The following is a 24,367-nucleotide window of genomic DNA, read 5'->3' as shown; positions in this document are numbered from 1 at the left end:
GCTGGTGAGCGCTCCGGGTGGTTCCCGGTCGTTGCAGGTGATTCGGCACCCTCTGCCCGTCGGATTGGGACGACTTCTCCGGGCCCGTCGCCCCTAGGCTCGGGGCATGCGGGGAACGACGATCCGACCGACCACCGAGGACGACTGGGAGCGGGTCCGTGCGCTGCGGCTCGAGATGATCCAGGACACCCCGAAGGCCTACGGGGAGCGGCTCGCCGACGCCGAGCAGCTGCAGGAACGTGACTGGCGGCGCCGCGGTCGCCGTGAACACGACGTCGGCGGGACGACCCTCGCCGCGATCGACGCCGACGGCACGTGGGTCGGGACGATGGGGGTGTACGTCCCCGGTCCCCGTGTCGGACCGCTCCTGGTCGGCGTCTACGTCGCACCCTCGCACCGGGGTCGTGCCACTGGTGTCGCCGATGCGCTGCTCGACGAGATCGAGGTGTGGGCGGCGACGCACGGGTCTGCCCTGCGGCTGCACGTGCACGAGGGGAACACCCGCGCGCAGGCCTTCTACGCCCGGCGCGGCTACGAGCCGACGGGCGCGACCGAGGCGTACGTGCTCGACCCGAGTGAGCTCGAGGTCGAGATGATCCGACAGCTGCGGGGATCGCTGTGACCGCCGGGGCGGCCGGGGCGGCCGTGCCCGCTGTGCGGTGGCTGCTGCTCGACGTGGGCGGGGTCCTCGAACTCGTCGACGACGCCGCGTGGCCCGGACACTTCCGGGCGCGGTGGGCCGAGCGGCTCGGGATGACGACGGACGACTTCTCCGCTCGGCTCGTCGCAGCCGACCTGCCCGACGCCTCGCGGCAGACCGGCGTCGTCGACCGGTACTGGGGTGCGATCGGCACGGCGCTCGGGCTGTCGGCCGAGCAGCTCGTCGTCATGCGCGCCGACTTCTGGGATGCGTACTGCGGCACCCTGAACGAACCGCTGTACGACTTCCTCGCCGGACTCCGCGGCACGATCGGCCTGGCGATCCTGTCGAACTCGGGCGACGGCGCCCGCGAGGAAGAGGAGCGGCGCTTCCGGTTCTCGGCGGTGTTCGACCCGATCTGCTACTCCCACGAGATCGGCGTGAACAAGCCCGATGCCGAGGCGTTCCGGATCACGTTGGACCGCCTGCAGGCGACCCCGGCCGAGGTGTTCTTCATCGACGACGTCCCGGAGAACATCGCGGCCGCCCGTGCACTCGGCATCGGGGCGCACCTGCACGTCGACACCGACGAGACGATCCGGGTGCTCGACGCGGTCGTGCGGGGGAGCGGCCGGCCGTGACCGTCGGCATCGTGTTCTTCGACGTCGACGGGACCCTCGTCACCCCCGGTTCCAGCAGCAGCTTCCTGGCAGCCCGGTTCGGGCACCAGCGAGCCCTCGACCAGGCAGAGGCCCGGTACGCCGACGGCGAGCTCACCAACCAGCAGGTGAGCGAGGTCGACGCCCTCGGGTGGCGCGGCACGGCCACTGCGACGGTCGAGCGGTGGCTCGACGACCTGCCGGTGTTGCCCGGCACCGACGCGGTCGTCGCCTGGTGCGCTGCGCACGGCGTCGAACCTGTGCTCGCGTCGCTCGCCTGGCAGCCCGTGACCCGCTCCTTGGCGCGGCGGTTCGGGTTCGTCGCGAACGGAGGACCCCGGGTGGGGGAGCGCAGCGGCGTCCACGACGGGTCCGTCGCGGAGCACTTCGACGAGTTCGACAAGCGGGACCGGGCGCTCGCGCTCGCTCGCGACCGCGGTGTCCCGATCGAACGCTGCTGCGCCGTCGGGGACAGCCGCTCGGACATCCCGCTCTTCCGGGCGCTCCCGAGCGCGCTGGCGCTCAACGCGAGCCCGGCTGCACGTGCGGCTGCGAGTGACGCGATGGACGCGGACGACCTCTCGAGCATCGTCCCCTGGCTCGACCGCTGGTTCCGGGGACTCGCCTGATCGATCCGCTCCGAGCCGGATGCGGCATGATCGGTCCGTGTCTTCTGTGAACCCGACCGACGCGTACCGTGCCGCCCGCGACCAACTCCTCGCTGCGGACTCTCCCGAAGCGGCACGCGCCGGGTTCCGGTGGCCCGACCTCGGCGAGACGTTCAACTGGGCGTCCGACTGGTTCGACGTCATCGCGACCGACAACGGCCGCACGGCGCTCTGGATCGTCGAGGAGGACGGCCGTGAACAGCGGCTGAGCTACGCCGAGATGGCCGCACGCTCCGATCGGCTCGCCGCACGCCTGCACGGCTTCGGCGTGCAGCAGGGCGACCACGTCCTCGTCATGCTCGGCAACCAGCTCGAGCTCTGGGAGACCATGCTCGCCGTGATCAAGCTCGGCGCGGTCATCCTGCCGACGTCGACGATGCTCGACACCGCCGACCTGCAGGATCGAGTCGACCGGGGTTCGGTGGCGCACGTCGTCACGAACCAGAGCGAGACACACAAGTACGACGACGTCCGAGGCGCCTTCACGCGCATCGTGATCGGCGGCCACTCCGACGGCTGGACGGAGTACCCGAGCGACCTGGGCGAGCCCGCCCCTGAAGGCGAGGCACGCCCGCGGGTCATCACCCGGACCACCGACCCGTGCCTGGTCTACTTCACGTCCGGCACCACGTCGAAGCCGAAGATGGTCGTGCACACCCAGACGTCCTACCCGGTCGGGCACCTCAGCACCATGTACTGGCTCGGCGTCCGCCCCGGTGACGTCCACCTGACTATCAGTTCGCCCGGCTGGGGCAAGCACGCCTGGAGCTGCTTCTTCGCGCCCTGGATCGCCGAGGCCACCGTCTTCATCCACAACACCGCACGCTTCGACCCGGCCGGCCTGCTCGCCCAGCTCGAACGCGCCGAGGTCAACACGTTCTGCGCCCCGCCCACCGCCTGGCGGATGATGCTGCAGTCCGACCTCGGCGCGAAGCCGCGTGCACTCCGCGAGGTCATCTCGGCCGGCGAGCCGCTCAACCCCGAGGTCATCGGCCGGGTCGAGGGAGCGTGGGGGCTCACCATCCGCGACGGCTACGGGCAGACCGAGACCACCGCGATCGTCGGCAACGCCCCCGGAGCCCCCGTGACCCCCGGAGCCATGGGCAAGCCGCTGCCCGGCGTCACCGTCACGCTGCTCGACCCCGTCACCGGCGAACCGGGCGACGAGGGCGAGGTCTGCCTGGACCTGACCGAGCGGCCCGTCAACCTGATGGCCGAGTACCTGGGCGACCCCGAGCGCACGGCGTCGTCGATGCGCGACGGCTTCTTCCACACCGGCGACATCGCCGTCCGTGACGCCGACGGCGAGCTGACGTTCATCGGTCGCACCGACGACGTGTTCAAGTCCTCCGACTACAAGGTGTCGCCCTTCGAGGTGGAGAGCGCCCTGCTCCAGCACCCGGCCGTGGCGGAGAGCGCGGTCGTCCCGGCTCCCGACGATGCCCGCCTCAACGTCGTCAAGGCGTACGTCACGTTGGCCACCGGATGGGAGGCGTCGGCCGACACCGCCAGACAGGTCCTGGAGTACGCACGCACGGCTCTCCCCGCCTACGCGCGTGTGCGCCGGGTCGAGTTCGCGGAGCTGCCGAAGACCATCTCGGGCAAGATCCGTCGCGTCGAGCTGCGGGAGCGCGAGGAGCTGTCGGTGACCAACGGCACACGTGCCGAGGGGGAGTGGCGCGACGACGAGTTCCCCGGCCTCCGCGCGCCCCGCCCGCACGCCGGACCCGCTGCCGGCTGATCGACTGGCGGAGCTCACACATGGTCGTCGTCCTGCGCCCGTGGTCCTTGGACGACGCGGCTGCACTCCTCGTCGCCAGTCGGTCGGACCCGGATCTCGCGACGCAGTTCCCGGAGGTCGGGCTCGATGACGAGGAGCATGCCCGCGCGCACGTCACGGGCGCACTGCGGTTCGACGACCACGCGAGGAACTGGGCGATCGTCGAGGACGGGGTCGCGGTCGGCAACGTCGGTCTCTCGGCGATCGAGTTCCGGCACGGCACGGCGTGGGCCCACTACTGGGTGGCAGCCGATGCTCGTGGCCGAGGACTCGCCGCTCGTGCGCTGACGAGTGTGTCGAGCTGGGCCTTCGACGCCGGTCTCTTCCGCCTCGAACTCGGACACCGGACGAACAACCCGGCGTCGTGTCGGGCCGCCGCCGCCGCAGGGTTCAGCGCGGAGGGCATCGAACGGCAGAAGCTCCGGTACGGCTCGGAGCGGTTCGACGTCGAGACGCACGCCCGCCTCGCGATCGACCCCGTGCCGGACCTGCCCGGGTTCGAGGCGTACGAGGTCGATGCCGAAGCCTCGCCGGACTGATCAGACGGGCAGGGGCACCTCGGTGGTCACACGACGGACGCTCCGGGTCGACGCCGCGACCACGGTGGCGACGACGATGACGACGGCGCAGCCGATCAGCGTCGTGCTCGTCCCGACGGCGTGCGCCAGCGGTCCGACCAGGGCCTCGCCGAGCGGGACGGCGACGAACGATCCGACCATGTCGTACGAGTAGACCCGCGACAGCACGGCGCGGGGCACGTTCGACTGCAGTGCGTGGTCCCAGGCGATCGCGAACAGCTCGAGGGCGATCCCGCCCAGGGCGAACGCGACGAGCAGGGTCGGCAGGGCCGGGGCGACCCCGAGCGCCACGACGGGGAGCGCGGTCACCGCCATCAGGGCGACACCGATGCCGAGCGCACGCCGGGGCCGCCACCGCAGGGCGATCAGCGCACCGAGTGCCAGGCCGACGGTCTGCCCGGCGACGACGAGCCCCCAGGCCGCCCTGCCGAAGGAGTCGTCCGCGACGACCGGTCCGAGCACGGTCGTCGCGCCGACGAAGGCGGCGTTGAGCACTGTGAACTGGGCGACCACCGTCCAGACCCAGCGTCGTCCCGAGAACTCGACCCATCCCTCCCGGATGTCCGCGATCACCGACGGACGGTCGGCCGGTGCGATCGACGCGCGACGGGGCAGGCGTATCCGCGCGTACAGGGCTGCGGCGACGGCGAAGCCGGCGGCGTCGACCGCCAGCCCCCACCCGGCACCGACGAGCGCGACCATGCCGGCCCCGGCGGAGGCACCGACGATCGTCCCGGCGTTGATGCTCAACCGGATCACGGCGTTCGCGGGGCGGAGCAGCGCCTCCGGAACGGTTTCGGGCACCATGGCCGCGGTCGTCGGCAGGCTCACCGCGGCGACCGCGCCGTTCAGGATGCTGAGCACGACCAGGAGCGGGACGGTCGCCGTGCCGGTCAGGACCAGCGCGGCGACAGCGGCCTGTGTCACCGCCGCGCCGAGCGACGTGGCGACGAGCACGACGTCGCGGGGCAGGCGGTCGGCGATGACCCCGCCGAACAGCAGGACCGCGACGTTCGCGACCGAGCGTGCGGCCACGACGAGACCCAGGTCGACGGGTGAGCCGGTGAGGTCGAGGACGGCGAACGCCAGGGCGATCGGCGCGACGGCGTTGCCGACGATGCTCACCGTGCGGGCTGCGAGCAGCCAACGGAACGGTGCGTGGGCGAGGACGCCCGTGGTCGGCGTGCTCACGGTCGCCGCATGGGGAACATCGAGACGGTCATCGACACCGGCACCGTGCCCGGGGTACGCGGGCGCTGCGCTGCTGCGTGGAGCAGGGCGGACGCCTGGCCGACGTGGTGCACCACCCGCCGCCACGTCTCGGGGCCGACCCACAGTTCGGCGTCGGTCGAGACGGCAGGGCCCGTGGTCCGCTGGTGCAGTCGTCGCCGGAGCTCCTCGACCTGCGCCTCGACGTAGACGAGCTGGTCCTCCACCGAGATGCGTTCCGGGTGCCCACCATCGGGGACGGCGTCGAGGTCGAACGGTTCGGACGACGACTCGTGCCGGTACCGCTTCGCCTCGCCGCCTCGGAGCCGCACGACCTCGACGACCGCGACCAGCCCCGCCCGTTCGAGAACCCGCAGGTGGTAGCTCGCGGTGGCCTGCGAGAGGCCGAGTTCCCGCGCGGCCTCGGCCGCGCTCATCGCGGTGCTCGTCACCAGCGACAGCAGGCGGAGCCGGATCGGGTGGGCGGTCGCCCGGAGGGACTGGAGGCTCGACATGCGCCCATCGTCGCCGCTGCGGTCGAGACCGTCAAACGGCTCTTTGGGGGTTGCGCACCAGGGGCACCTCCGAGCCCCTGCACCGGTCTTTCGCGCTCAGCGACATCTCACGGGCCGCCGCGCGCGTGAACTGTCGCCCAGCGCGAAACAGCGCGACCCCCCGCCCGCGTCACCCCGCCCCATCCGCGTCAGCCTGTGGGAGCCCACATCTCCCCCCAACGGCGGACGCGGCGCCGACCACCGCTCCCGTAGCGTCGACGCCGTGATCGAAGTCAGCCATCTCACCAAACAGTACGGTCCGAAGACCGCCGTGGACGACGTCTCCTTCGTCGTGCGTCCCGGCAGTGTGACCGGCTTCCTCGGGCCCAACGGCGCCGGGAAGTCCACCACGATGCGCATGATCATGGGGCTCGACCAGCCCACGTCGGGCACAGCCACCGTGAACGGCCAGCCCTACACGAGCTTCCGCGACCCGCTCCGGCAGGTCGGCGCCCTGCTCGAGGCGAAGGCCGTCCACTCCGGGCGCAGCGCCTACAACCACCTGCTCTCCCTCGCGGCGACCCACGGCATCCCGAAGTCCCGCGTGCACGAGGTCATCGACATGACCGGCCTCGACTCCGTCGCGAAGAAGCGCGTCGGCGGGTTCTCGCTCGGCATGGGGCAGCGCCTGGGAATCGCTGCCGCACTGCTCGGCGACCCGAAGACCCTGATCCTCGACGAGCCGGTCAACGGCCTCGACCCCGACGGCGTGCTCTGGGTCCGACAGCTCGCCCGCCGCATGGCCGCCGACGGCCGCACGGTGTTCCTCTCCAGCCACCTGATGAGCGAGATGGCACAGACCGCCGACCGCGTGGTCGTGCTCGGCCGGGGCAAGGTCCTGGCCGACGCCCCGATCGCGGAGTTCGTCGCCGGTGGCGGCGCCGCTGCCGGCACCGATGCCGCCGTCAGCCGTGTCATCGTCCGCACGCCGGACCCGAACGGCCTGTTCAACGCCATCGGCCCGAACGCCGCGGTCACCCAGCGCGAGGACGGCTCATTCCTCGTCGTCGGGCCCGACGCACCGACGGTCGGCAACATCGCCGCACAGGCAGGCGTCCCCCTGCACGAACTCACCCCGACCGGCGCGAGCCTGGAAGAGGCCTACATGGCCCTCACCCGCGACGACGTCGAGTACCGATCGGAGGGCACCCGATGAGCGCCACCACCTCGCCCACCACACCGTCGACCCGGATGTCCGGCTCGACCCGCCTGTCGTTCCCGCACCTGGTGCGGAGCGAGTGGATCAAGCTGCGCAGCATCCGGTCCACGTTCTGGTGCTACGCGATCCTGGTCGTCCTCACGATCGGCATGGCCGCGCTGATCGGGGCGAACACGAACAGCGGCGGCCAGGAGCTGCCGACGGACCTCGCCAACGGCACCTTCGTGAACGCCAACGCCGTGGGTGTCCTGCTCTCGTCGCTCGTCGTCGGCGTGCTCGGCGTCCTCATCATCACCGGTGAGTACGGCACGGGCCAGGTCCGCTCGACGTTCACCGCCGACCCGCGACGCACCGGCGTGATCCTGGCGAAGGCCACCGTCCTTGCCATCGCGACCTTCGTCGTCAGCGCCGTCGCCACCTGGATCGGCGTCCTCATCTCGCTGCCGCTGCTGGCCGGCAACGGCATCGAGCCGGAGGTCAGCGACCCGTCGGTGTTCCTGCCGATCCTCGGTTCGTCGGTCTTCCTGACCCTGCTGGCGCTCCTCGCGTACGGCATCGGTCTGCTCGTCCGGTCGAGCGCCGGCGGCATCGCGATCACGCTCGGCCTCCTGCTGGTCGTTCCGGGGGTGCTCGCACTCATGAGCGGACTGATGAAGGTCGACTGGCCGATGGACATCGCGGCGTTCCTGCCCGACTCAGCCGGCGGCCAGCTCTACGCCTACTCGTACGACGGCGCGAGCACGGTCGACAACAGCGGGGTCGTGCTGAACGGCTGGGGCGGCTTCGGCGTCCTCGCCGCCGAGGTGCTCGTCGTCGGTGGCCTCGCCCTGACGCTCGCGCGCCGTCGCGACGTCTGACGCGACCACCCCACGGCCGGGAGGCGCGGTGCCAGCTGGCACCGCGCCTCCCGTCGTCCGCGGTGTGGGTCCGCAGCGTCACTAGGCTCACAGCGTGCGCTCCATCCCCGCCCTGCTCCTGCCCGCGATCGCGGGCGTGCTGCTGCTGGCCGGCTGCGCCGGGCCGCCGCCCGTCGACGAGGCGGCGCTGCACGCCTGGGAGAAGCGGCAGATGGCCGCCGAGTCGGACCGGGACCTCGGCGCGATGTTCGCCGAAGAACCCGCCGGGCAGAGCGCGACGGGGAACGACGACGAGATCGACCGTGGCGTCACGATCACGTTCGCGCACCCGGAGACGGTCGACCACCTCGAGTTCTCGTGCTTCGGTGACGGGCACATGAGCGGTTCGGTCATGGTCGTCTCCCGGGAAACGTCGCGGAACCACATCATCGAGGCGATGCCCTGCGGCGACGGGGAGCAACGCATCGACCTGCGGCGAACCTGGCGTGCCGACGTCGACAGCATCTCCTTCAACGGGTTCGACAGTGACCGCGACAGCGCCTGGAACGTTCGCGTGATCGGCGCAACGCCCGGCGCGGACTGATCGCCCGAGCGTTCAGGACCGCCGGACGTCGTACCGGTGCAGGGTGACGCCGTTGTCGGAGCGCTGCTGCTCGATCAGGTCGAGCTGCACGAGCGGACGGTGCCCCGAGAGCGGCGGATCGAACAGCGGCCGACCGGCACCGAGCACCGACGGGTGCGTGAAGAGCATGACCTCGTCGAGCAGCCCGGCGTCGAGCAGCTGACTCGCGATGCTCGGCCCACCGACGCCGATGTCGCCCTCGCCTTCGGCACGGATCGCGGCCAGCTCGGCGATCGCGTCGCCGTCGCCTCCGATGACCCGGGTGTCGTGGTCGGCGGTGGTCCGCGTGCGGGACACCAGGATCTTCGGCTGCGCGGTCCAGATCTCGCCGTACTCGCGCAGGTACTCGGGCATCGACTCGTCGTGCCGGGCATCGGGCCAGAACGGGTCCATCATGTCGCGCACGACCCGGCCCTCGACGGACAGGGTCATCGCGGCGGCCCGGGCGTTGAACTCGCGGTGCAGTGGCTCGTCGATGCGCATCCAGTCGGGGCCGTCCAGGCCGTCGTGCTCGCCGGGTGCCCGTTCGACGAACCCGTCGACGGAGACGTTGATCCAGTAGACGAACCTCGCGGGCATGGCATGACTCCTTCGTCGGGCCGAGCGTACGCGCGCGCTGCCGACCAGCGCCATCGAGGGGCGCACGACACCGGTGTTGCCGAGGTGCACCGCGACCTGCGCGTGTTCGACCCGCGAACACCGGTGTTGTGGCGCCCCCGCGCACCGCGCCCCGATCCGGGAAACGCCGCTCGGCGACACGGATACCCGTCGGGATGCGAAGATGCATCGTTGGTGCCGGAGCCGAGGACGAGGGTTGGATGATCCCGACGGAAGAACACGACGCGAGCGCGCCGCTGCTCGACGGTCGGTACCGCCTGGAACAGGCGATCGGTCAGGGCGGCATGTCCGTCGTCTACCGCGGCGTGGACGAGAGCCTGCACCGCCCGGTCGCGATCAAGCTCTTCCACGCGGGCATCGTCGACATCGCCCGGCAAGAGGCCGAACTCGGCGTGCTGGCGTCGCTCGAGCACCACAACCTCGTCAGCCTGCTCGACGCCGGGGTCGTCACCAGCCAGGACGGCACCCAGCAGCGCTACATCGTGATGTCGCTCGTCGTCGGGCAGGACCTCGAGGAACGTCTGAGCGTCGGCCCGCTCGCCTCGCGCCACATCGCCGAGATCGGCTACGACATGGCCGAGGCGCTCGACTACATCCACGCCAACGCCGTCGTGCACCGCGACATCAAGCCGTCGAACATCCTGCTCGTCGACTACGGCAACGCCTCCGAACGGGCCCGCGCACGGCTGACCGACTTCGGCATCGCGCTCGCCGCCGGCGTCGAACGGCTGACCGCCGACGGCGTCACCACCGGCACCGCCGCCTACCTCAGCCCCGAGCAGGCGCGCGGCGGTGAGGTCGGCCCGCCGAGCGACGTCTACTCGCTCGGCCTCGTGCTGCTGCAGTGCTTCACCCGCCGCCGGGAGTTCCCGGGCTCGCTCGTCGAGTCCGCCGTCGCGCGGCTGTCCCGCGACCCCGTGGTCCCCGAACCCCTGCCCGAGCACTGGAAGCACCTGCTCCGCGCCATGACCGCGCAGGACCCCGCAGCCCGTCCGCTCGGCCCCGAGCTGGTCACGATGCTCCGCGACGTCGTGATCGCCGAGACCGCCGCCCCCGACCACGTGGTCGAACCGACGGACGAGACAGCCCCGGTGCCGACGCGACCCGAGACCGATCGCCCGGCGACCCTCGACACCCTGCCGAACGAGTCGCTGCAGCGCACCACGACCATGGCTGCCCGGCTCTTCGACGCACCGATCGCCCTGATCGAGGTGCTCGACGAGGACCGCGAGTGGTCCCAGTCGTACATCGCCGAGGGCATCGACGAGGCGGCCCGGAGCATCAGCTTCACCAACGGCTTCGCGCCCGTGCCCGTCCCCGTCGTGATCCCGGACGGTTCCGCACACCCCGAGATGCGCAACAGCCCCCTGGTCACCGGCCCGCTCGGCATCCGCTTCTACGTCAGCGTCCCGCTCGTCCGGCACGACGGCGCGCCGATCGGCACCCTCGCCGTGCTCGACACCCGACCGCGGCAGGCCACCGAGGACGACCTCGCCAACCTCCGCGACCTGGCGGCGCTCGCCGTCTCGCAGCTCGAGATCCGGCAGGAGTCCCTGCGCACGACCAGCGACTCGCTGCCGGTCCCACGGGTGGGCGGCGACCACACCGCCTGAGGGGAGGCCCGGTGCCACCCCGCACCGCGCCTCCCGTCCGCCCGTGGTGGCGTGCCCCGCCGCGCCGTCGCCGTCCGCCGAGCGGTCACGATCCGTCGGCTGACGCGCTCCCGCCCGACCCTTCGTGACCGCTCGCCCGCCGGTCTGCGGGGTGTCGTGACCCCTCGCGATGGTGCGGGTTCGCGCGCGTGGGCTCGCACTGCCGAGCGGGCGGAATGCCGGGGTGCCTCCGCGGGCTGACGCGGGTGTTTCGCCCGCTCGCGGTGGTGGGGGTTCGTGCGCGTGGGTCGGGGTTGCCGAGCGGGCGGAATGCCGGGGTGCCTCCGCGCATGAACCCGGGTGTTTCGCCCGCTCGCCCGGGGGGGCCTCAGCCGAGGCGGGTCGCGGCGATGCCGCCGTCCACGTCGATGGTGGCGCCGTGCACGAAGGACGCCTCGTCGGAGGCCAACCAGCGCACGGCGAACGCGACGTCGACCGGCCGGACGGGTGCGCCGGCCGGTGTGCCCGCCGTCATCTGCGCGAGGACGTCGTGCGAGTCGGCGTTGCCCGGCGTGGCGGTGGCACCGGGGGAGACCGTCGACACCCGCACACCGCGCGGGCCGAACTCGGCGGCCCAGGCCCGGGTCAGCTGCTCCACGGCCGCCTTCGTCGCCGGGTACAACGCCGTGAAGGGGACGCCGACGCGGGACATCCACGAGCCGATGTTCACGATGACACCCGAGCCGCGCTCGACCATGCCCGGAGCCAGGGCGCCGACCAGGACGTGCGGTGCTCGGACGTTCGTGGCCCAGAGCGCTTCGGCGTCGTCGTCGGGGAGCAGCGCCGTCGGGCCGACCGGGTAGACGCCGGCGTTGTTGACGACGATGTCGACCCGGCCACCGAGGGCCGCTGTGGCACTGGCCGCGAGGTCGCGGACGGCGTCAGGGTGCGCGTTCAGCTCGCCGATGACGGCCACGGCGGAGCCACCTGAGGCGGTGATGGCATCCACCACGGCCTGCGTGCGCTGTACGTCGCGGCCGGCGACACCGACCGTCGCGCCGGAGGCGGCGAGGACCCTGGCGACGGCTTCGCCGATGCCGCTCGAGGCGCCGGTCACCAGCGCGGTCCGGCCGGCCAGTCGGTCGTCGGAGGTCAAGGAGTCGAGGAGTGCTTCGTTGGTCTGCATGCTCCGATGCTCGGTCCGGCGAGGCGGTCGGCGATTGCACAGGACTCCGGACTGCTTGCCGGATCCAGCACGGGCGTTCAGTGCATCGATCGGCTCGACAGAATGAGTACATGGACGACGTCACCTCGGACCGACTGGACCGCGCGCTGCAGAGCGTCCTGGCCCACGTCGACGACACGGAGCGCGCAGGACGGCTCGGACTCCGCCTGGCCCGGGTCGACGCGCCGACCGACCTCGGGTACCAGCGCTACACGCCGTCGGTGTCGGTGGTGCTCGCGGGGCAGAAGCGGTCCATCGTCGGGGACGACGACCAGCTCTGGGGTCGCGAGCGCTTCATCATCACACCCGTCGACCTGCCGGTGATCGCCGGTGTGGTCGCCGTGGAAGAACCGGCGGGATTCGTCGCGGTCGTCTGGCAGCTCGACCCCGCGGTGGTGGCCGAGGTCGCGACGGCGATGTCCCGCCCGCACCAGGACGAAGCGCCCCCGGCCCGACTCGGCAGCTGGACACCAGCGCTGGCGGACGCGTTCGCGCGACTCGTCGGATTGCTCGACACTCCGGAGGACATGGCGGTCCTCGCCCCGCTCGTCACCCGCGAGGTCGTGCTCCGGCTGCTGCAGACCGACCAGGCCCCGCGCATCCTGGCCGCGATCGGCAACCGGGACGGCGACGTGGTCGCGGCCGCCACGGCCCTGCTCACCGATCGGCTGGCGGACCCGTGGTCGGTCGCCGACCTGGCCGCGGCGGTCCGGACGAGCGAGTCGACCCTGTTCGCACGCTTCCGGCAGGTCACCGGGATGAGCCCGGTGCAGTACCTGCGGCGGCTGCGGCTGGGAGAGGCCCGGCGGCGGATGATCGTGCTCGGGGACACCGCTGCCCAGGCTGCTGCGGCGGTGGGGTACCGGAGCGCCTCGCACTTCTCGCGCGACTACCGCGCCCTGCACGGTCGTCCACCGGCTGCCGACGCCGGTCGGGCCCGTGAGCTCATGGCGCGGGGCGAGGTTGCGATCGCCTGAACCGTCAGTCCTCGGTGAGGGCTGCCGCGTAGGCGCGGACGGAGCGGTGGTAGCGGGGGAGCGTCGGCTCGACGGCCTCGATCGCGACGCGCAGGGCCTCGGCCGAGCGTCCAGCACTGTGCAGCGCGAGCGCGAGGAACACCCGCGGTGCCGCCCCCGTGGCGGGGTGCTCGGGGGCGTCGCGGAGCATCGCGATGGCGGCGTCGACCCGGCCGAGGTTCCGCAGCGTCGAGGCGTGCTGCACGACCATCCGCGCCGCGCGTTCGGGGTCGACGGTGTCGAGACCCGCTGCGGTCGCGGCGGCGTACTGCACGTCGGCTTCGGCCTCGTGGCCGCCCGAGTCGAAGGCGCCGCCGAGCTCGAACGCGCCGAGGGCCGGGTGCGGGGCGTCCGCTGCGAGGTCACGCATCCGCTCGATCCGCTGGTGGTCGTCGATCGTCTCGTCGTCCCACAGCGTCGCGACGCGTGCTTCCCAGTCCCCGGTGCTCATCCGGCGAGCGTACCGCCGTCGGTGACCGTCGCGCGGAAGGAGCGGACGAGCGGTGCGCCCGGCTGCACGACCGCGGGGATGTCCCACGCCAGGGCCGAGCCGATCGCCGGGTACTCCTCGGCGCGGACGAACCAGGGGTCGTGGTGGTCGAGGGCCTCGATGCGGATCGTCGCCGGCCCGCCGTCGAACACCGCGGACCAGGAGATCCAGGGTGCGACCGAGCCGTGCACGGCGGTCTCGCCCTCGGCGTCGGCGGTCCGGACGACGACCCCGGTGCACTCCGGGAACCGCCAGGAGAAGCCGCCGTAGCCCGCGCCGACCCGGCCGTTGCTGCCCGGGCCGCCGAGGTGCACGGGGGAGTCGCCGGGGGCGCGGAACGACGACGACCAGGACAACTCCCACCCGGCTCCGACCGAGCGCCAGCGCAGGGTGCGGTCCTCGTGCAGGACCAGCGCGCGGTCCGGACCCCGCCAGACCAGCTCCTCCGTCGACCCGAGTCCGTGCTGCGCGGCGTGCACGACCTCGACCGAACCGTGGTCGTCGCGCCAGACGTAGCCGGGGCCGTGGACGTAGGTCCGTCCGCCCCAGCAGTTCACGCCGTCGACGTCGGGGATCGCGACGCCGACCCCGCAGTGCCAGTCGTGGTCGCCCGGGTGGTGCGCGCTGACCACGGTGCCGCTGAGGGTCCGGACCGGGTGCAGGTACGGCCGAGGGGACGACGTGGCGATCGTGCCGGCCCCGTCGCGTTCGACGGCGACCGTGACGTCGTCCACGCGGAGCTCCTGCAGCGTCTCGTCGCGGGCCGTGTGCGCCCACGGTGCCCCGACCTCCGAGAACAGCGCGCGGGCGTCGGCGGCGCGCTCGATCGTGGCCTCGACACCGGTCACCACCGGGCGCCGGGCCGGCCCCGCGCCCTCCCACGTCACCCAGGGGTGGTCGAGCTGCACGGGTTCGGTCGCGCGGACCGCCTCGAGCACCTCGACGAACGCTCCCGTCGAGACGAGCGGCACGAGCAGTTCGGCGCCGCGCAACCGGTGCGCCAGCAGGTTCTCGAGCAGGTCGGTGCGCTCCAGGCGTGTGGTCGTGCCGTCGATCGTGACGTCGTCCGTCGTGTAGTGCAGCACGCCGTCCCCCGTCGCGCCCCGCACCCGCACGGTCGGCGGGACCTCGGTCGTGGCGCAGAGCGTGAGCGCGGCAGTGGCCTCGAGGCCGGCGGTCGTGGTCACCCGGACGGCCGAGGTGTCGTCGCCCTCGATGGCGTTCGCGCGGTACAACTCGACCTCGACCCGCGCGACGTCGGCGGTCCGGCGGCACCCGACGAGCGCCAGGGCCGTCGCCACGGCGTGGGCGAGCGGGTTGGTGACGACGCCGTCGAGCACGTCCACGCCGCCGACCCGACGGCGCCCCGCCCAGGGGGAGCGGTCCCAGTACGCCCGGTCGCGGGTCCACGTGCCGACGGCGGCCGCAGACCGGACGGCACCGACGAGCGCCCCGTCACGGAACGCCGGCAGCGCGGCGGAACCGAGGCTCTGGAACCCCACCTGCACGACCCTGCCGGTCCGACGTTCGGCCTCGAGCAGCACGTCGAGGGCGTCGCGCGTGGTGACCGGGGGCTTCTCGAGCAGCACGTCGGCGCCGGCGTCGAGCGCATCGAGGGTGAGGGGCAGGTGCGCCGCGATCGGAGCCGCCACGACGACCACGTCCACCGGTCCGAGCCTGCGGGCCGCTGCCACGTCGGCCACGACGGGCACACCGGCGTCGGCGGTCGTGCCGAGCGCGGGGTCGACGACGGCGGTCACCGTGCAGACCCCTGCTGCCACGAGCCGGTCGATGTTCGCGCGGTGGTGCAGGCCGTAGCCGCGGGCTCCGACGAGCACCACGCCCGGCAGCGTCACCGGCCCGTCCCGATCACGATGCGTGCCGAGCCGGGGGCTCGCCCGGTGACGTGGACGTGCTCACCCCGCGGTCGGTCGGTCCCGCCGAGGAACGCGTAGTCCTGTCCCGGGGTGTAGCCCGCCGGCTGGCCCGGACCGGCGCCGTTGCCCGGACCGAACGTCACGACGTCGGAACCGACGCGGTAGCTGCCGGTCCCCTCCGCCAGGACCCGCTCCCCGGTGACGGCGTCGGTCTCGACGCCCGTGAGGGTCCCCCCGGTGCGGAACGTCAGCTGCAGGGACCACGGCACTTCGGCCCCCTCGGTCACGACGTCGAGGACGACGGCGTCCGGGGTCACCGCGACGTCGACGGTGGTGCTGAGGACCACCGTGTCGACGGACCGGGTGCCGAACGCCATGGCGGCGGAGAACCGGCCTTCGTCGGCGAGTGGGTAGCGGCCGTCCGGCTGGCGATCACTCGCGGGCAACGGCTGGTGGTAGCCGGCGGACACGGTCTCGGTCAGCCGGAACCGTCCGTCGCCCAGGGACTCGAGCGCGGTCGGTCGGAACGGTCCGAGGCCGAAGAACTCCCGCGAGAGCCGCACGTCGGACAGGACGACCGACCCGACGACGACCCGCAGGAACGTCGGGCTGTTCGCCAGCCCCGACCGCACGTGGCCCTGGGCCGGGACGTCGGAACCGGCGAAGAGCACGACACTGCGGTCGGGCTCGCGGACGTGCACGAGCCGTGCGTCGGCGAAGGTGTGCACGGCCGGCGCCAGGGCGACGGGTTCCGGCAGCGGACGCCCGAGCAGGGGATCGGTCATCGACCGCGCGGCGACGGCGGCGGGCTGCCAGGTCTCGGCCACGGCGGCGCGGGCGGCGACCGCGGCCAGGTCGCCCCGGCCGTCGAGCACCGCGACGTGCCAGAGCAGCGGCGCGAACGGTCCGATCCCGAAGGGCTGTGACTGGTCCTGCCGTCGGGACTGCACGGTCTCGACCGTGTCGTCCGGCAGCAGGAGCGCGAGCGTGGCGTCGAGCGAGCGGCGCACCGGGTCGAGCAGGGCGGGGCGGCCGAGCACGGCGGCGAGCACCAGGAACGACGGCCCGGACACGGCGGACGCGTAGTTCGGGCTCCGTTCCGACCACAGACCGTCGGCGTCGATGTCCGGCCCTTCGGCCAGCCACGCGTCGATGCGGTCGAGCAGCGCCGCCGCCGGGTGGAGTCGGTGCACCCGGGCGAGGGCGGCTGCGATCTCCCACCGGTGGTTCGGGGTGTGCACCCCACCGGTGAGCAGTGCGGGGGTCGCCCGGTGCACGATCGCGTCGAGGTCGTCGGCCAGCGCGGCCGCTGCCGGCACCGTCGCCCGGTGCGGTGCGAGCAGTTCGAGGGCGTCGCAGACGTCGTTGACGGTGAACGCGGAGTCCGGCGGGGAGAGCACGTTGTCGCCGCCGACGAACGTGCCGCCGGGCGACTGCCGGGTCGCGAGGTGCCGGACCCAGCCGTGCGCGGTGGTGAGGTCGTCGTCTGCGGGGTGAGCCGAGCCTCCAGGCCGTTGCCGGATCCACGCGCCGACCAACGCGAGCGCACGCGCCATCAGTTCCCGGTGCTGCAGCGTGGCCGGGTCGTCGTCGGCCAGCCGCAGGCGGGCGACCTCGGCGTCGGCGGCCGGGCCGGCCAGGTCGAGGAACCCCATCAGTCCTTCAGACCCGCGTTGAGGTCGGCGCCGTTCACGTACTTCTGGAACACCAGGTAGAGCAGCACGAGCGGGATGATCGAGATGACCGAGGCACCGAGCAGGACCGTCCAGTTCACGTTCTCGGCACCGACGATGCTCTGCAGGGCGATCTGGATCGTGAACTGCTTCGGGTCGTTGAGCACCAGGAGCGGCCAGATGTAGTCGTTCCACCGCCACTGGAACGAGAAGATCGCGAGCGTCAGCATGATCGGGCGGGAGATCGGCAGCATGATCCGCCAGAAGATCCCGAACTCACTCGCACCGTCGATCCGGGCCGCTTCGACCAGGTCGTCCGGCACGGTGATGAAGAACTGCCGGAACATGAAGATGCCGGTGGCCGTGATCACCGACGGCACGATGATGCCGGCCAGCGAGTCGTACATGCCGAGGTCGCGGATGACGATGAACGTCGGAGCGAGGATCACCTCGGTGGGGAGCATCGTCGTGGCGAGGATGCAGACGAAGAACACCTTCAGCCACCGGTTGTCGTACTTCGCCAGCGCGTACCCGGTGGCCGCACTCGCCAGGACCGTCAGCACCGTGGTGACCAGGGCGACGATCACGGTGTTGCCGAAGTACTGGGCGAAGTCGTAGCTGGACCACGCCTCGGCGAAGCCCTCGACCGACCAGTTCTTCGGCAGCAGGGTGAGCGGGTACGAGAACAGCTCGCCGCCCGGCTTGAACGCGCTGAGCACGAACCACAGCACCGGGAACCCGAACGCGATGATGAACACCCAGAGCAGGGCCGTGGCGGCGATGGCCTGGGGCCGCGGCGTGGCGTCCACAGCCTTCGAGCGGCCAGAGCGGCCAGATCGGCCGGAGCCGGAGCGACCGTTCCGGCCGGACCGTCCGGCCCGACGGCCGCTTCCGGTCTTGTCGGTCTCGGTGGGGAGCGTGGCGGTCATCGACGGGACTCCGTCCGGCGGTTCACGGCCAGCTGGATCAGCGCGATGGCCATGAGGATGAGCATGAGGACCATCGACGCCGCGCTCGCGTAGCCGATGTGGGCGTTCTGGAACCCGTTCGTGTAGATGTACTGCACCAGCAGGTTGTTGTCGGTGCCGGGGCCGCCGCCGTTGAGCGCCTGCACGGTGGCGAACTCCTTGAACGCACTGAGCGACGACAGCAGGATGACGATGAACGACGTCGGCGCGATGCTCGGCAGGGTGATGTAGCGGAACTGGTGCCAGGCGCCGGCACCGTCGAGCGACGCGGCCTCGTAGTACGACTGCGGGACGTTCCGGATCGCCGCGACGAACAGCAGCATGTTGAACGCCGCCCCGGCCCACGCGGTGGCGAAGACGACGACCAGCAGCGACAGGTCGGCGTTCGACTGCCACGGGACGGCCTTGCCGCCCAGGGACTCGATGACGAAGTTGGCCAGGCCGAAGTTCTCGCCGAACATCCACCGCCAGATCACACCGGTGACGATGGGGGAGATGAGCCACGGAACGAAGAACACGATGCGGGCGACGCTCCGTCCCTTCGCCGCGGGGCTCGTGAGCATGAGCGCCATCGAGAGCGACAGGACGAAGCCGAGCGGCACGGCGACGATCGCGTACAGGAAGGTGCGACCGAGGGCGGCGTAGAAGGTGTCGTCGGCGAACAGTTCGAAGTAGTTCGCCAGGCCGACGAACTTCGGGTCGACGACGCCGTTGTAGTCGGTGAACGAGTAGCCGAGGCCGATCACGGCGGGCCACACGAAGAACACCACGAACAGGACGGCGTTCACGCTGACGAACAGGATCGGGGCGAGGACGGGCTTGCTGACGCCGGAGCGGCGGCGCTTCGTCGTCTTCGCGGCTCCGGGCCGGCGGGGCGGCACCGGGGTGGGGACGGCGGTCTGCACGTCACCGGCTGCGGTGGGGATGCTCACGATGATCCTCTTCGTTCGACGTGGTGCTGCTGTGGAAGGAGAGACAACGGGGCCGGACGCATGCGCCCGGCCCCGTTCCGTCACCCCACGTGCTCCTCGTAGTACTTCGTGATCGTGTCGAGCGTCTCCTTGGCCGACTGCTGCCCGTTGATGAGCTTGCCGACCTCGGCCGTGGTCGGGTCGGTGCCGATCTCCTTGCCCTCGACCGCCCACTCCGACGCTGCCTTGGCGTACGAGCTCGAGATCGGGTCGGCCGCCTCGATCTCCTTCTGGTACAGCGCGAAGGAGTCCTTTGCTGCCTGCGACGTGAAGGGGTAGGTGATGTCCAGCCCGGACTCGACCGGCAGGAACCCGTTGGTGGTCACGAGCTTCGCGTAGTTCGTCGGGTCGTACATGTAGTCGATGAACTTCTTCGCCGCGGCGCCGCGGGTGTCGGAGTTCTCGAACCCGACGATGTTGCCGCCGTAGTTGATCTCGGTGGCGTGGGTCGGGTCGGCCGGGGTGGCGGCGCTGGCCCAGTCGAAGTCGGTGATGTTCGACGCGAAGTCCGACGACTGCCAGACACCGGAGAAGTACGCCACGACCTGGCCGCTCTTGAACAGGGCGTTCGGGTCCTGGCCGCTCGTCCACACCGACTTCGGCATGACCGAGTCGTCGTTCATGTCGGCGAAGTCCTGCAGGGCGTCGACGGTCTTCGCGTCGGTGGGGAAGGAACCGTCCTTCTCCTGCTGCATGAAGTCGGTGCCCTTGGTGAACATGTAGGCCCGCAGGCGCGACGGCGACGAGTCGAAGACCAGGTCGTACTTGGCGCCGGTGTCGGCCTTCACCTTGTCGGCGGCGTCGAGGAACTCGCTCCACGTCCACGCCTTCGCGGGGTCGGTCGGGTACGCGACGCCGGCCTTGTCGAACAGCGACTTGTTCACGAACAGTCCGGCCGCGGTGACGTCGGACGGGATCGAGGTGACCTTGCCGTCCTTGTCCTTCGCGATGAGGTCCTGGTCGATCCCGTTCGCCTTGTCGCTGACGATCGAGGCGAGGTCGACGGTCTTGCCGCTCCAGATCGGGTCGATGCCCGCGGCCCGCACCACGTCGGGCAGCGAGTTCGCCTGCGCCGACTCGCGCAGCTTGGTCTGCAGGCCGTCGTACGGCAGGTTCACGATCTTCACCGCGACGCCGGTCTGCTTCTCGTAGGCGGTCGCGAGGTCCTGGTAGCCCTTCTCCTGCGCGGACGAGGTGGAGAGCCAGAAGGTCAGCTCGTCCACCTTGCCGCCGTCCCCGGACCCGCCGGAGGCGCAGCCGCTCAGGAGCGCGAGCGCGGCGATCCCGCCGGCGAGTGCGAGCATTCTCTTGGATGACTTCATCGTCACTGCTTTCGTTCGGGACCACGTGCATGTGCCGTGGGCGAGCGTTCGGGGTGTCTCGGCCGAGGACCCCAGGTCTACACGACCCCCGCCGTTCTGGCAAGCGCTTTCCTGAGGGTTGTTCTGACAACGTGACCTGTGGTCTCGACGGCGTGACCGGCCGCTCGGAACCCCGCCCTGGTCGGCGGGAAATCGCTATCCTCGCCACAGGCCGCGCACGGCGCGGACCCTGACTGGAGGCACGACATGCCCGAGCGAGGCACCGTCACCCTGGCCGACGTGGCCGAGCGGGCAGGGGTGTCGCTCGCGACCGCCTCGCGGGCACTCAACGGCAGCACCCGCAAGGTCCGGCAGGAGTCGGTGGACCGGGTGCGCGCCGCCGCCCGGGCCCTGCGCTACACCGCCAACGTGCAGGCGCAGGCCGTCGCTCGGGGGTCGACCACGACCCTGGCGCTCGTCGTCGGCGACATCGCCGACCCGTACTTCGCCGCGATCGCCGCCGGCGCGATCCGCGCCGCCGACGACGCCGGGCTCGTCGTCACGATCACCTCCACCGGCGGCGACCCGTCGCGCGAAGTGGCGGTGCTCGACGTGGTCGCCGGACTCCGCCCGCGAGCCGTCGTGCTGGCGGTCAGCCGTCGGCTCGGGATCGGCTCCGGATCCGCGACGGGCTCCGGCCCGTCCGAAGTCGCGGCGGCGGTCGGTGGCCTCGTCGCCGCGGGGGCGGGGGTGTCGGCGCTCGTGTCCGACCTGGACGGAGCCGCAGCGGGCGTCCCGGGCGTGCACGGCGTCGTGATCCGCAACCTCGGCGGGGCCGCGGCGCTCGCCGGGGCACTGGTCGAACAGGGGCACGACTCGTTCGCCGTGCTCGCCGGGGACCCGGACCTCGTCACCGCGCACGCCCGGGTCGAGGGGTTCGTCGCCGGCCTCGCGGCCCACGGTCTGCGCGTGCCCGACGACGACGTGGTGCCCTCCGAGTTCACGCGCGACGGCGGGTACCGGGCGATGGTGTCGCTGCTGGACCGAGCTGCCGAGGGTGGGGCCGCGGTGCCCCGGTGCGTCTTCGCGGTCACCGACCTGATGGCCGTCGGGGCGGTCGCGGCGATCCGGGAGCGCGGGCTCGTGCCCGGGGTGGACGTCGGCGTCGCGGGGTTCGACGACGTGCGGATGCTCGCCGACGTCGTGCCGGCGCTCAGCACGGTGCGGCTGCCGCTCGAGGAGATCGGCGAGCGGGCCGTCCGCCGTGCGCTCGGGCTCGAAGCCGACGGTGCCGTCGACGGCGAGGTCGTCCTGCGCGCCAGCACCGCCCGCTGACCTCGCCACCGCGCACCCCGTGGTGTACGGTTCCGGCAAGCGCTTTCCACGACGACGGAGAGCGGGCCACAGCGAGCAAGGGAGCACGCGTTGACCACCACGCGCACCATCGGCATCATCATGAACGGCGTCACCGGGCGCATGGGCTACCGGCAGCACCTGGTCAGGTCGATCCTGGCGATCCGCGATGACGGCGGCCTGCTGCTGCCCGACGGCACGCGCGTGCAGCTCGAACCGATGCTCGTCGGTCGGAACGCAACCACGCTCCAGGAGATCGCGACCCGGCACGGCCTGCAGCACTGGACCACCGACCTCGACGCCGCCCTGGCGGATCCCCGTTGGCACGTCTTCGCCGACTTCGCCGTGACGAGTGCCCGTGCCGACGCGCTGCGCCGCGCGATCGCCGCCGGCAAGGCCGTCTACACCGAGAAGCCGACGGCCGAGACCTCCGCCGAGGCCCTCGAACTCGCCCGGCTCGCGGCCGAGGCCGGCGTCCCGAACGGCGTCGTGCACGACAAGCTCTACCTGCCCGGGCTGCGGAAGCTCCGTCGCCTGCTCGACTCCGGGTTCTTCGGCCGGGTGCTGAGCGTCCGCGGCGAGTTCGGGTACTGGGTGTTCGAGGGGGACTGGCAGTCGGCGCAGCGCCCGAGCTGGAACTACCGCCGGCAGGACGGTGGCGGCATCGTCGTCGACATGTTCCCACACTGGAACTACGTGCTCGAGCAGCTGTTCGGCCGCGTCGAGTCCGTCTACGCCCGGGCGGTCACGCACATCGAGCAGCGCACCGACGAGCAGGGCGTGCCCTACCCGGCGACCGCCGACGACGCCGCGTACGGCGTGTTCGACCTGGCCGGCGGCGTCACGGCGCAGATCAACTCGAGCTGGGCGGTCCGCGTTGACCGCGACGAGCTCGTCGAGTTCCAGGTCGACGGCACCGACGGCAGCGCGGTGGTGGGCTTGTTCGGGTGCCGGATCCAGCCCCGCACGGCGACGCCGAAGCCCGTCTGGAACCCCGATCTGCGCGACGACGCCGACTACCGCAGCCAGTGGCTCGAGGTCCCCGACAACGAGGTCTACGGCAACGGGTTCCGCGCCCAGTGGGAGGACTTCCTGCAAGACCTCGTCGCCGGGCGCCCGCACCCCTACGACCTGCTGTCCGGTGCCCGCGGCGTGGCGCTGGCGGAAGCCGGTCTGCGTTCCAGCGCCGAGGGCCGGCGTGTGGACCTGCCGGAGCTGACCCTGCCCGCCGGGGCCGATCCGCGCCTCCCGGTCGAGACGCCGGAGGTCGCCCAGCGCACCGAGACCGTCGGGGCGTCCGCATGACGGACCTGACCCTGCTGGCGCCCGACGGCACCACGAGCCGGACGCCGCTGGGCGCACCGGCCGTCGACGCCACTGCCGTGCCCGCGGCACCGCTCACCGAGCGCATCGTCTACGCGGCCGCCCACGTCGTCCCGCGTGTCGCGGCCGACAACACCCCCGGAGCCCCGGCCGACCTCGACTGGGACGCCACCCTGGCGTTCCGCCACCACCTGTGGTCGTGGGGGCTGGGTGTGGCGGACGCGATGGACACCGCGCAACGGAACATGGGACTGGACCCGGCGGTGACCCGCGAGCTCGTGACGCGCTCCGCCCGCGAGGCGCAGTCGGTCGGCGGTCGCATCGTCGTCGGCGTGAACACCGACGACCTGCCCGACGAACCCGTCACCGAGCAGCAGGTCGTCGACGCCTACGCCCGGCAGCTCCACCACGCCGAGGACGCCGGGGCGGGCGTGGTCCTGATGGCCAGCCGCCACCTGGCACGACTCGCGCTGGACGATCCGGACACCTACCGCCGCGTCTACCGTCGGGTCGTCGAGCGGGCGAGCGCCCCCGTCGTCCTGCACTGGCTGGGGGAGGCGTTCGACCCCGCCCTCGCCGGGTACTTCGGCGGGCACCGGGGCCCCGACACGGTGCTCGACATCATGCGCGACGCCGGGCCGGGGATCTCCGGCATCAAGATGAGCCTGCTCGACGCGACGGCCGAGGTGGCACTCCGCGCCCGGCTGCCCGAGACCGCCCGGATGTTCACGGGTGACGACTTCCACTACGTCGACCTGATCGCGGACCGCGACGGCGTGCACTCCGACGCGCTGCTCGGGGCGTTCGCCGCGATCGCACCGCTCGCCTCGGCCGCCGTGCGTGCCCTGCCCGACGAGGCTGCCTACCGCTCGCTGCTCGGACCGACCGAGGCCCTGTCCCGACACCTCTTCAGCACCCCCACCTGGCACTACAAGACCGGCATCGCGTTCCTCGCCTGGCTGAACGGGCACCAGCCGGCCTTCGCCATGGTCGGTGGCCAGCACGCCGGCCGCTCGCTGTCGCACCTGTCCGAGACGGTCCGGCTCGCGAACGCCTGCGGCGCCCTGCAGGCCCCGGACCTCGCCGCCGCGCGCTGGCACGCCCTGCTCGCGGTCAACGGGGTGGCGACGACCGCCGGGAGGCCCGCCCCACCCGCCGTCGACCGCACCGCAGCCGGGGTGGTCGCGTGAGCACGCCGTCCGGCACGGCCGCGCAGGTCGGTGCACCCGTGCCG

23 protein-coding genes are annotated in these 24,367 nt (G+C 72.1%); 13 read left to right on the top strand and 10 right to left on the bottom strand.

Going from position 1 to position 24,367, the window contains the following annotated elements:
* Positions 1 to 106: 106 nt before the first annotated feature.
* From QRN30_RS17465 to QRN30_RS17445, 5 genes are read left to right on the top strand one after another with little or no spacing between them, the layout of a single operon-like run.
* Positions 107 to 622 carry a GNAT family N-acetyltransferase gene (locus QRN30_RS17465; RefSeq protein WP_017885822.1) on the top strand — a complete coding sequence of 172 codons (516 nt, stop codon included), beginning with the start codon at positions 107 to 109 and terminating at the stop codon, positions 620 to 622.
* Positions 619 to 1,281, top strand: a complete 663-nt coding sequence (locus QRN30_RS17460; protein ID WP_284761644.1) for an HAD-IA family hydrolase — start codon at positions 619 to 621, stop codon at positions 1,279 to 1,281. Before QRN30_RS17465 ends, QRN30_RS17460 begins: the two co-directional genes overlap by 4 nt.
* Positions 1,278 to 1,928, top strand: coding sequence for an HAD family hydrolase (locus tag QRN30_RS17455; RefSeq protein ID WP_082046993.1), 651 nt, complete (start codon positions 1,278 to 1,280; stop codon positions 1,926 to 1,928). The genes QRN30_RS17460 and QRN30_RS17455 overlap by 4 nt, the downstream gene beginning before the upstream one ends.
* A 19-nt stretch (positions 1,929 to 1,947) precedes the next feature.
* The gene (locus QRN30_RS17450; RefSeq protein WP_502869543.1) at positions 1,948 to 3,708 is read left to right on the top strand and encodes an AMP-binding protein; all 1,761 of its coding nucleotides are present in this window, start codon (positions 1,948 to 1,950) and stop codon (positions 3,706 to 3,708) included.
* A gap of 20 nt (positions 3,709 to 3,728) precedes the next feature.
* The gene (locus QRN30_RS17445; RefSeq protein ID WP_284761641.1) at positions 3,729 to 4,286 is read left to right on the top strand and encodes a GNAT family N-acetyltransferase; all 558 of its coding nucleotides are present in this window, start codon (positions 3,729 to 3,731) and stop codon (positions 4,284 to 4,286) included.
* On the opposite strand, the gene QRN30_RS17440 is transcribed toward QRN30_RS17445, so the two are convergent.
* Positions 4,287 to 5,516: an MFS transporter gene (locus tag QRN30_RS17440; RefSeq protein ID WP_284761639.1), complete on the bottom strand. Its 1,230-nt coding sequence runs from the start codon at positions 5,514 to 5,516 to the stop codon at positions 4,287 to 4,289.
* Positions 5,513 to 6,049 (bottom strand): winged helix-turn-helix domain-containing protein, encoded by a 537-nt coding sequence (locus tag QRN30_RS17435; RefSeq protein WP_017885816.1) that lies wholly within the window; start codon positions 6,047 to 6,049, stop codon positions 5,513 to 5,515. The genes QRN30_RS17440 and QRN30_RS17435 overlap by 4 nt, the downstream gene beginning before the upstream one ends.
* Positions 6,050 to 6,311: 262 nt before the next feature.
* Here QRN30_RS17435 and QRN30_RS17430 point away from each other — a divergent pair, with 262 nt between their 5' ends.
* The 3 genes from QRN30_RS17430 to QRN30_RS17420 all read left to right on the top strand — a co-directional run bounded on the left by QRN30_RS17430 (position 6,312) and on the right by QRN30_RS17420 (position 8,687).
* Positions 6,312 to 7,244, top strand: a complete 933-nt coding sequence (locus tag QRN30_RS17430) for an ABC transporter ATP-binding protein (RefSeq protein ID WP_017885815.1) — start codon at positions 6,312 to 6,314, stop codon at positions 7,242 to 7,244.
* Positions 7,241 to 8,104, top strand: coding sequence for an ABC transporter permease (locus QRN30_RS17425; RefSeq protein WP_042540425.1), 864 nt, complete (start codon positions 7,241 to 7,243; stop codon positions 8,102 to 8,104). The genes QRN30_RS17430 and QRN30_RS17425 overlap by 4 nt, the downstream gene beginning before the upstream one ends.
* 94 nt (positions 8,105 to 8,198) lie before the next feature.
* On the top strand, positions 8,199 to 8,687 hold the full coding sequence (locus tag QRN30_RS17420) for a hypothetical protein (protein WP_284761637.1): 489 nt from the start codon (positions 8,199 to 8,201) through the stop codon (positions 8,685 to 8,687).
* Positions 8,688 to 8,699: 12 nt separating this feature from the next.
* Here QRN30_RS17420 and QRN30_RS17415 read toward each other — a convergent pair whose 3' ends face one another.
* The gene (locus QRN30_RS17415) at positions 8,700 to 9,305 is read right to left on the bottom strand and encodes a dihydrofolate reductase family protein (RefSeq protein WP_194590993.1); all 606 of its coding nucleotides are present in this window, start codon (positions 9,303 to 9,305) and stop codon (positions 8,700 to 8,702) included.
* A 239-nt stretch (positions 9,306 to 9,544) separates the two neighbouring features.
* Between QRN30_RS17415 and QRN30_RS17410 the strand changes: the two genes are divergently transcribed.
* Positions 9,545 to 10,957, top strand: a complete 1,413-nt coding sequence (locus tag QRN30_RS17410) for a protein kinase domain-containing protein (protein WP_017885811.1) — start codon at positions 9,545 to 9,547, stop codon at positions 10,955 to 10,957.
* A 367-nt stretch (positions 10,958 to 11,324) separates the two neighbouring features.
* Here QRN30_RS17410 and QRN30_RS17405 read toward each other — a convergent pair whose 3' ends face one another.
* Complete coding sequence (locus QRN30_RS17405; RefSeq protein WP_262118596.1) at positions 11,325 to 12,122, bottom strand: SDR family NAD(P)-dependent oxidoreductase; 798 nt, start codon at positions 12,120 to 12,122, stop codon at positions 11,325 to 11,327.
* 110 nt (positions 12,123 to 12,232) lie between these two features.
* On the opposite strand from QRN30_RS17405, the gene QRN30_RS17400 reads away from it, so the two are divergent.
* Positions 12,233 to 13,138: an AraC family transcriptional regulator gene (locus QRN30_RS17400; protein ID WP_017885809.1), complete on the top strand. Its 906-nt coding sequence runs from the start codon at positions 12,233 to 12,235 to the stop codon at positions 13,136 to 13,138.
* 4 nt (positions 13,139 to 13,142) lie between these two features.
* Here QRN30_RS17400 and QRN30_RS17395 read toward each other — a convergent pair whose 3' ends face one another.
* The 6 genes from QRN30_RS17395 to QRN30_RS17370 form a co-directional block, all read right to left on the bottom strand.
* Entirely contained in the window at positions 13,143 to 13,628 is a 486-nt protein-coding gene (locus QRN30_RS17395; RefSeq protein ID WP_284761635.1) for a tetratricopeptide repeat protein, read from the bottom strand.
* On the bottom strand, positions 13,625 to 15,508 hold the full coding sequence (locus tag QRN30_RS17390) for a DUF6807 family protein (protein ID WP_284761633.1): 1,884 nt from the start codon (positions 15,506 to 15,508) through the stop codon (positions 13,625 to 13,627). The genes QRN30_RS17395 and QRN30_RS17390 overlap by 4 nt, the downstream gene beginning before the upstream one ends.
* Positions 15,509 to 15,519: 11 nt before the next feature.
* Positions 15,520 to 17,199, bottom strand: a complete 1,680-nt coding sequence (locus QRN30_RS17385; RefSeq protein ID WP_284761631.1) for a hypothetical protein — start codon at positions 17,197 to 17,199, stop codon at positions 15,520 to 15,522.
* Positions 17,199 to 18,146, bottom strand: a complete 948-nt coding sequence (locus QRN30_RS17380; protein ID WP_250895355.1) for a carbohydrate ABC transporter permease — start codon at positions 18,144 to 18,146, stop codon at positions 17,199 to 17,201. Before QRN30_RS17380 ends, QRN30_RS17385 begins: the two co-directional genes overlap by 1 nt.
* A complete protein-coding gene (locus QRN30_RS17375; RefSeq protein WP_197068670.1) occupies positions 18,143 to 19,117 on the bottom strand; it encodes a carbohydrate ABC transporter permease in 975 nt (324 codons plus the stop codon). Before QRN30_RS17375 ends, QRN30_RS17380 begins: the two co-directional genes overlap by 4 nt.
* A gap of 80 nt (positions 19,118 to 19,197) precedes the next feature.
* The gene (locus QRN30_RS17370; protein WP_284761630.1) at positions 19,198 to 20,478 is read right to left on the bottom strand and encodes an extracellular solute-binding protein; all 1,281 of its coding nucleotides are present in this window, start codon (positions 20,476 to 20,478) and stop codon (positions 19,198 to 19,200) included.
* 246 nt (positions 20,479 to 20,724) lie between these two features.
* Here QRN30_RS17370 and QRN30_RS17365 point away from each other — a divergent pair, with 246 nt between their 5' ends.
* From QRN30_RS17365 to QRN30_RS17355, 3 genes are all read left to right on the top strand, one after another.
* The gene (locus QRN30_RS17365) at positions 20,725 to 21,792 is read left to right on the top strand and encodes a LacI family DNA-binding transcriptional regulator (protein ID WP_042540409.1); all 1,068 of its coding nucleotides are present in this window, start codon (positions 20,725 to 20,727) and stop codon (positions 21,790 to 21,792) included.
* Positions 21,793 to 21,912: 120 nt separating this feature from the next.
* Positions 21,913 to 23,115: a Gfo/Idh/MocA family protein gene (locus QRN30_RS17360; protein WP_284761646.1), complete on the top strand. Its 1,203-nt coding sequence runs from the start codon at positions 21,913 to 21,915 to the stop codon at positions 23,113 to 23,115.
* Entirely contained in the window at positions 23,112 to 24,323 is a 1,212-nt protein-coding gene (locus QRN30_RS17355; protein WP_284761628.1) for a DUF993 family protein, read from the top strand. Before QRN30_RS17360 ends, QRN30_RS17355 begins: the two co-directional genes overlap by 4 nt.
* Positions 24,324 to 24,367: the final 44 nt, after the last annotated feature.

The sequence above is a fragment of the Curtobacterium sp. MEB011 genome (assembly GCF_030209655.1).
Classification (GTDB): Bacteria; Actinomycetota; Actinomycetes; order Actinomycetales; family Microbacteriaceae; genus Curtobacterium; species Curtobacterium poinsettiae.
Note: the sequence above shows the minus strand (reverse complement) of the source record. Positions and strands in the feature narration are given on the sequence as shown.

What these genes read in the sequence shown, in the direction of transcription:
- QRN30_RS17465 (WP_017885822.1), top strand. Translation starts at nt 107, where the DNA reads ATGCGGGGAACGACGATCCGACCGACCACCGAGGACGACTGGGAGCGG.
- QRN30_RS17450 (WP_502869543.1), top strand. Translation starts at nt 1,948, where the DNA reads ATGCGGCATGATCGGTCCGTGTCTTCTGTGAACCCGACCGACGCGTAC.
- QRN30_RS17445 (WP_284761641.1), top strand. Translation starts at nt 3,729, where the DNA reads ATGGTCGTCGTCCTGCGCCCGTGGTCCTTGGACGACGCGGCTGCACTC.
- QRN30_RS17435 (WP_017885816.1), bottom strand. Translation starts at nt 6,049, where the DNA reads ATGTCGAGCCTCCAGTCCCTCCGGGCGACCGCCCACCCGATCCGGCTC.
- QRN30_RS17425 (WP_042540425.1), top strand. Translation starts at nt 7,241, where the DNA reads ATGAGCGCCACCACCTCGCCCACCACACCGTCGACCCGGATGTCCGGC.
- QRN30_RS17415 (WP_194590993.1), bottom strand. Translation starts at nt 9,305, where the DNA reads ATGCCCGCGAGGTTCGTCTACTGGATCAACGTCTCCGTCGACGGGTTC.
- QRN30_RS17410 (WP_017885811.1), top strand. Translation starts at nt 9,545, where the DNA reads ATGATCCCGACGGAAGAACACGACGCGAGCGCGCCGCTGCTCGACGGT.
- QRN30_RS17405 (WP_262118596.1), bottom strand. Translation starts at nt 12,122, where the DNA reads ATGCAGACCAACGAAGCACTCCTCGACTCCTTGACCTCCGACGACCGA.
- QRN30_RS17400 (WP_017885809.1), top strand. Translation starts at nt 12,233, where the DNA reads ATGGACGACGTCACCTCGGACCGACTGGACCGCGCGCTGCAGAGCGTC.
- QRN30_RS17395 (WP_284761635.1), bottom strand. Translation starts at nt 13,628, where the DNA reads ATGAGCACCGGGGACTGGGAAGCACGCGTCGCGACGCTGTGGGACGAC.
- QRN30_RS17385 (WP_284761631.1), bottom strand. Translation starts at nt 17,199, where the DNA reads ATGGGGTTCCTCGACCTGGCCGGCCCGGCCGCCGACGCCGAGGTCGCC.
- QRN30_RS17380 (WP_250895355.1), bottom strand. Translation starts at nt 18,146, where the DNA reads ATGACCGCCACGCTCCCCACCGAGACCGACAAGACCGGAAGCGGCCGT.
- QRN30_RS17370 (WP_284761630.1), bottom strand. Translation starts at nt 20,478, where the DNA reads ATGAAGTCATCCAAGAGAATGCTCGCACTCGCCGGCGGGATCGCCGCG.
- QRN30_RS17365 (WP_042540409.1), top strand. Translation starts at nt 20,725, where the DNA reads ATGCCCGAGCGAGGCACCGTCACCCTGGCCGACGTGGCCGAGCGGGCA.
- QRN30_RS17360 (WP_284761646.1), top strand. Translation starts at nt 21,913, where the DNA reads ATGAACGGCGTCACCGGGCGCATGGGCTACCGGCAGCACCTGGTCAGG.
- QRN30_RS17355 (WP_284761628.1), top strand. Translation starts at nt 23,112, where the DNA reads ATGACGGACCTGACCCTGCTGGCGCCCGACGGCACCACGAGCCGGACG.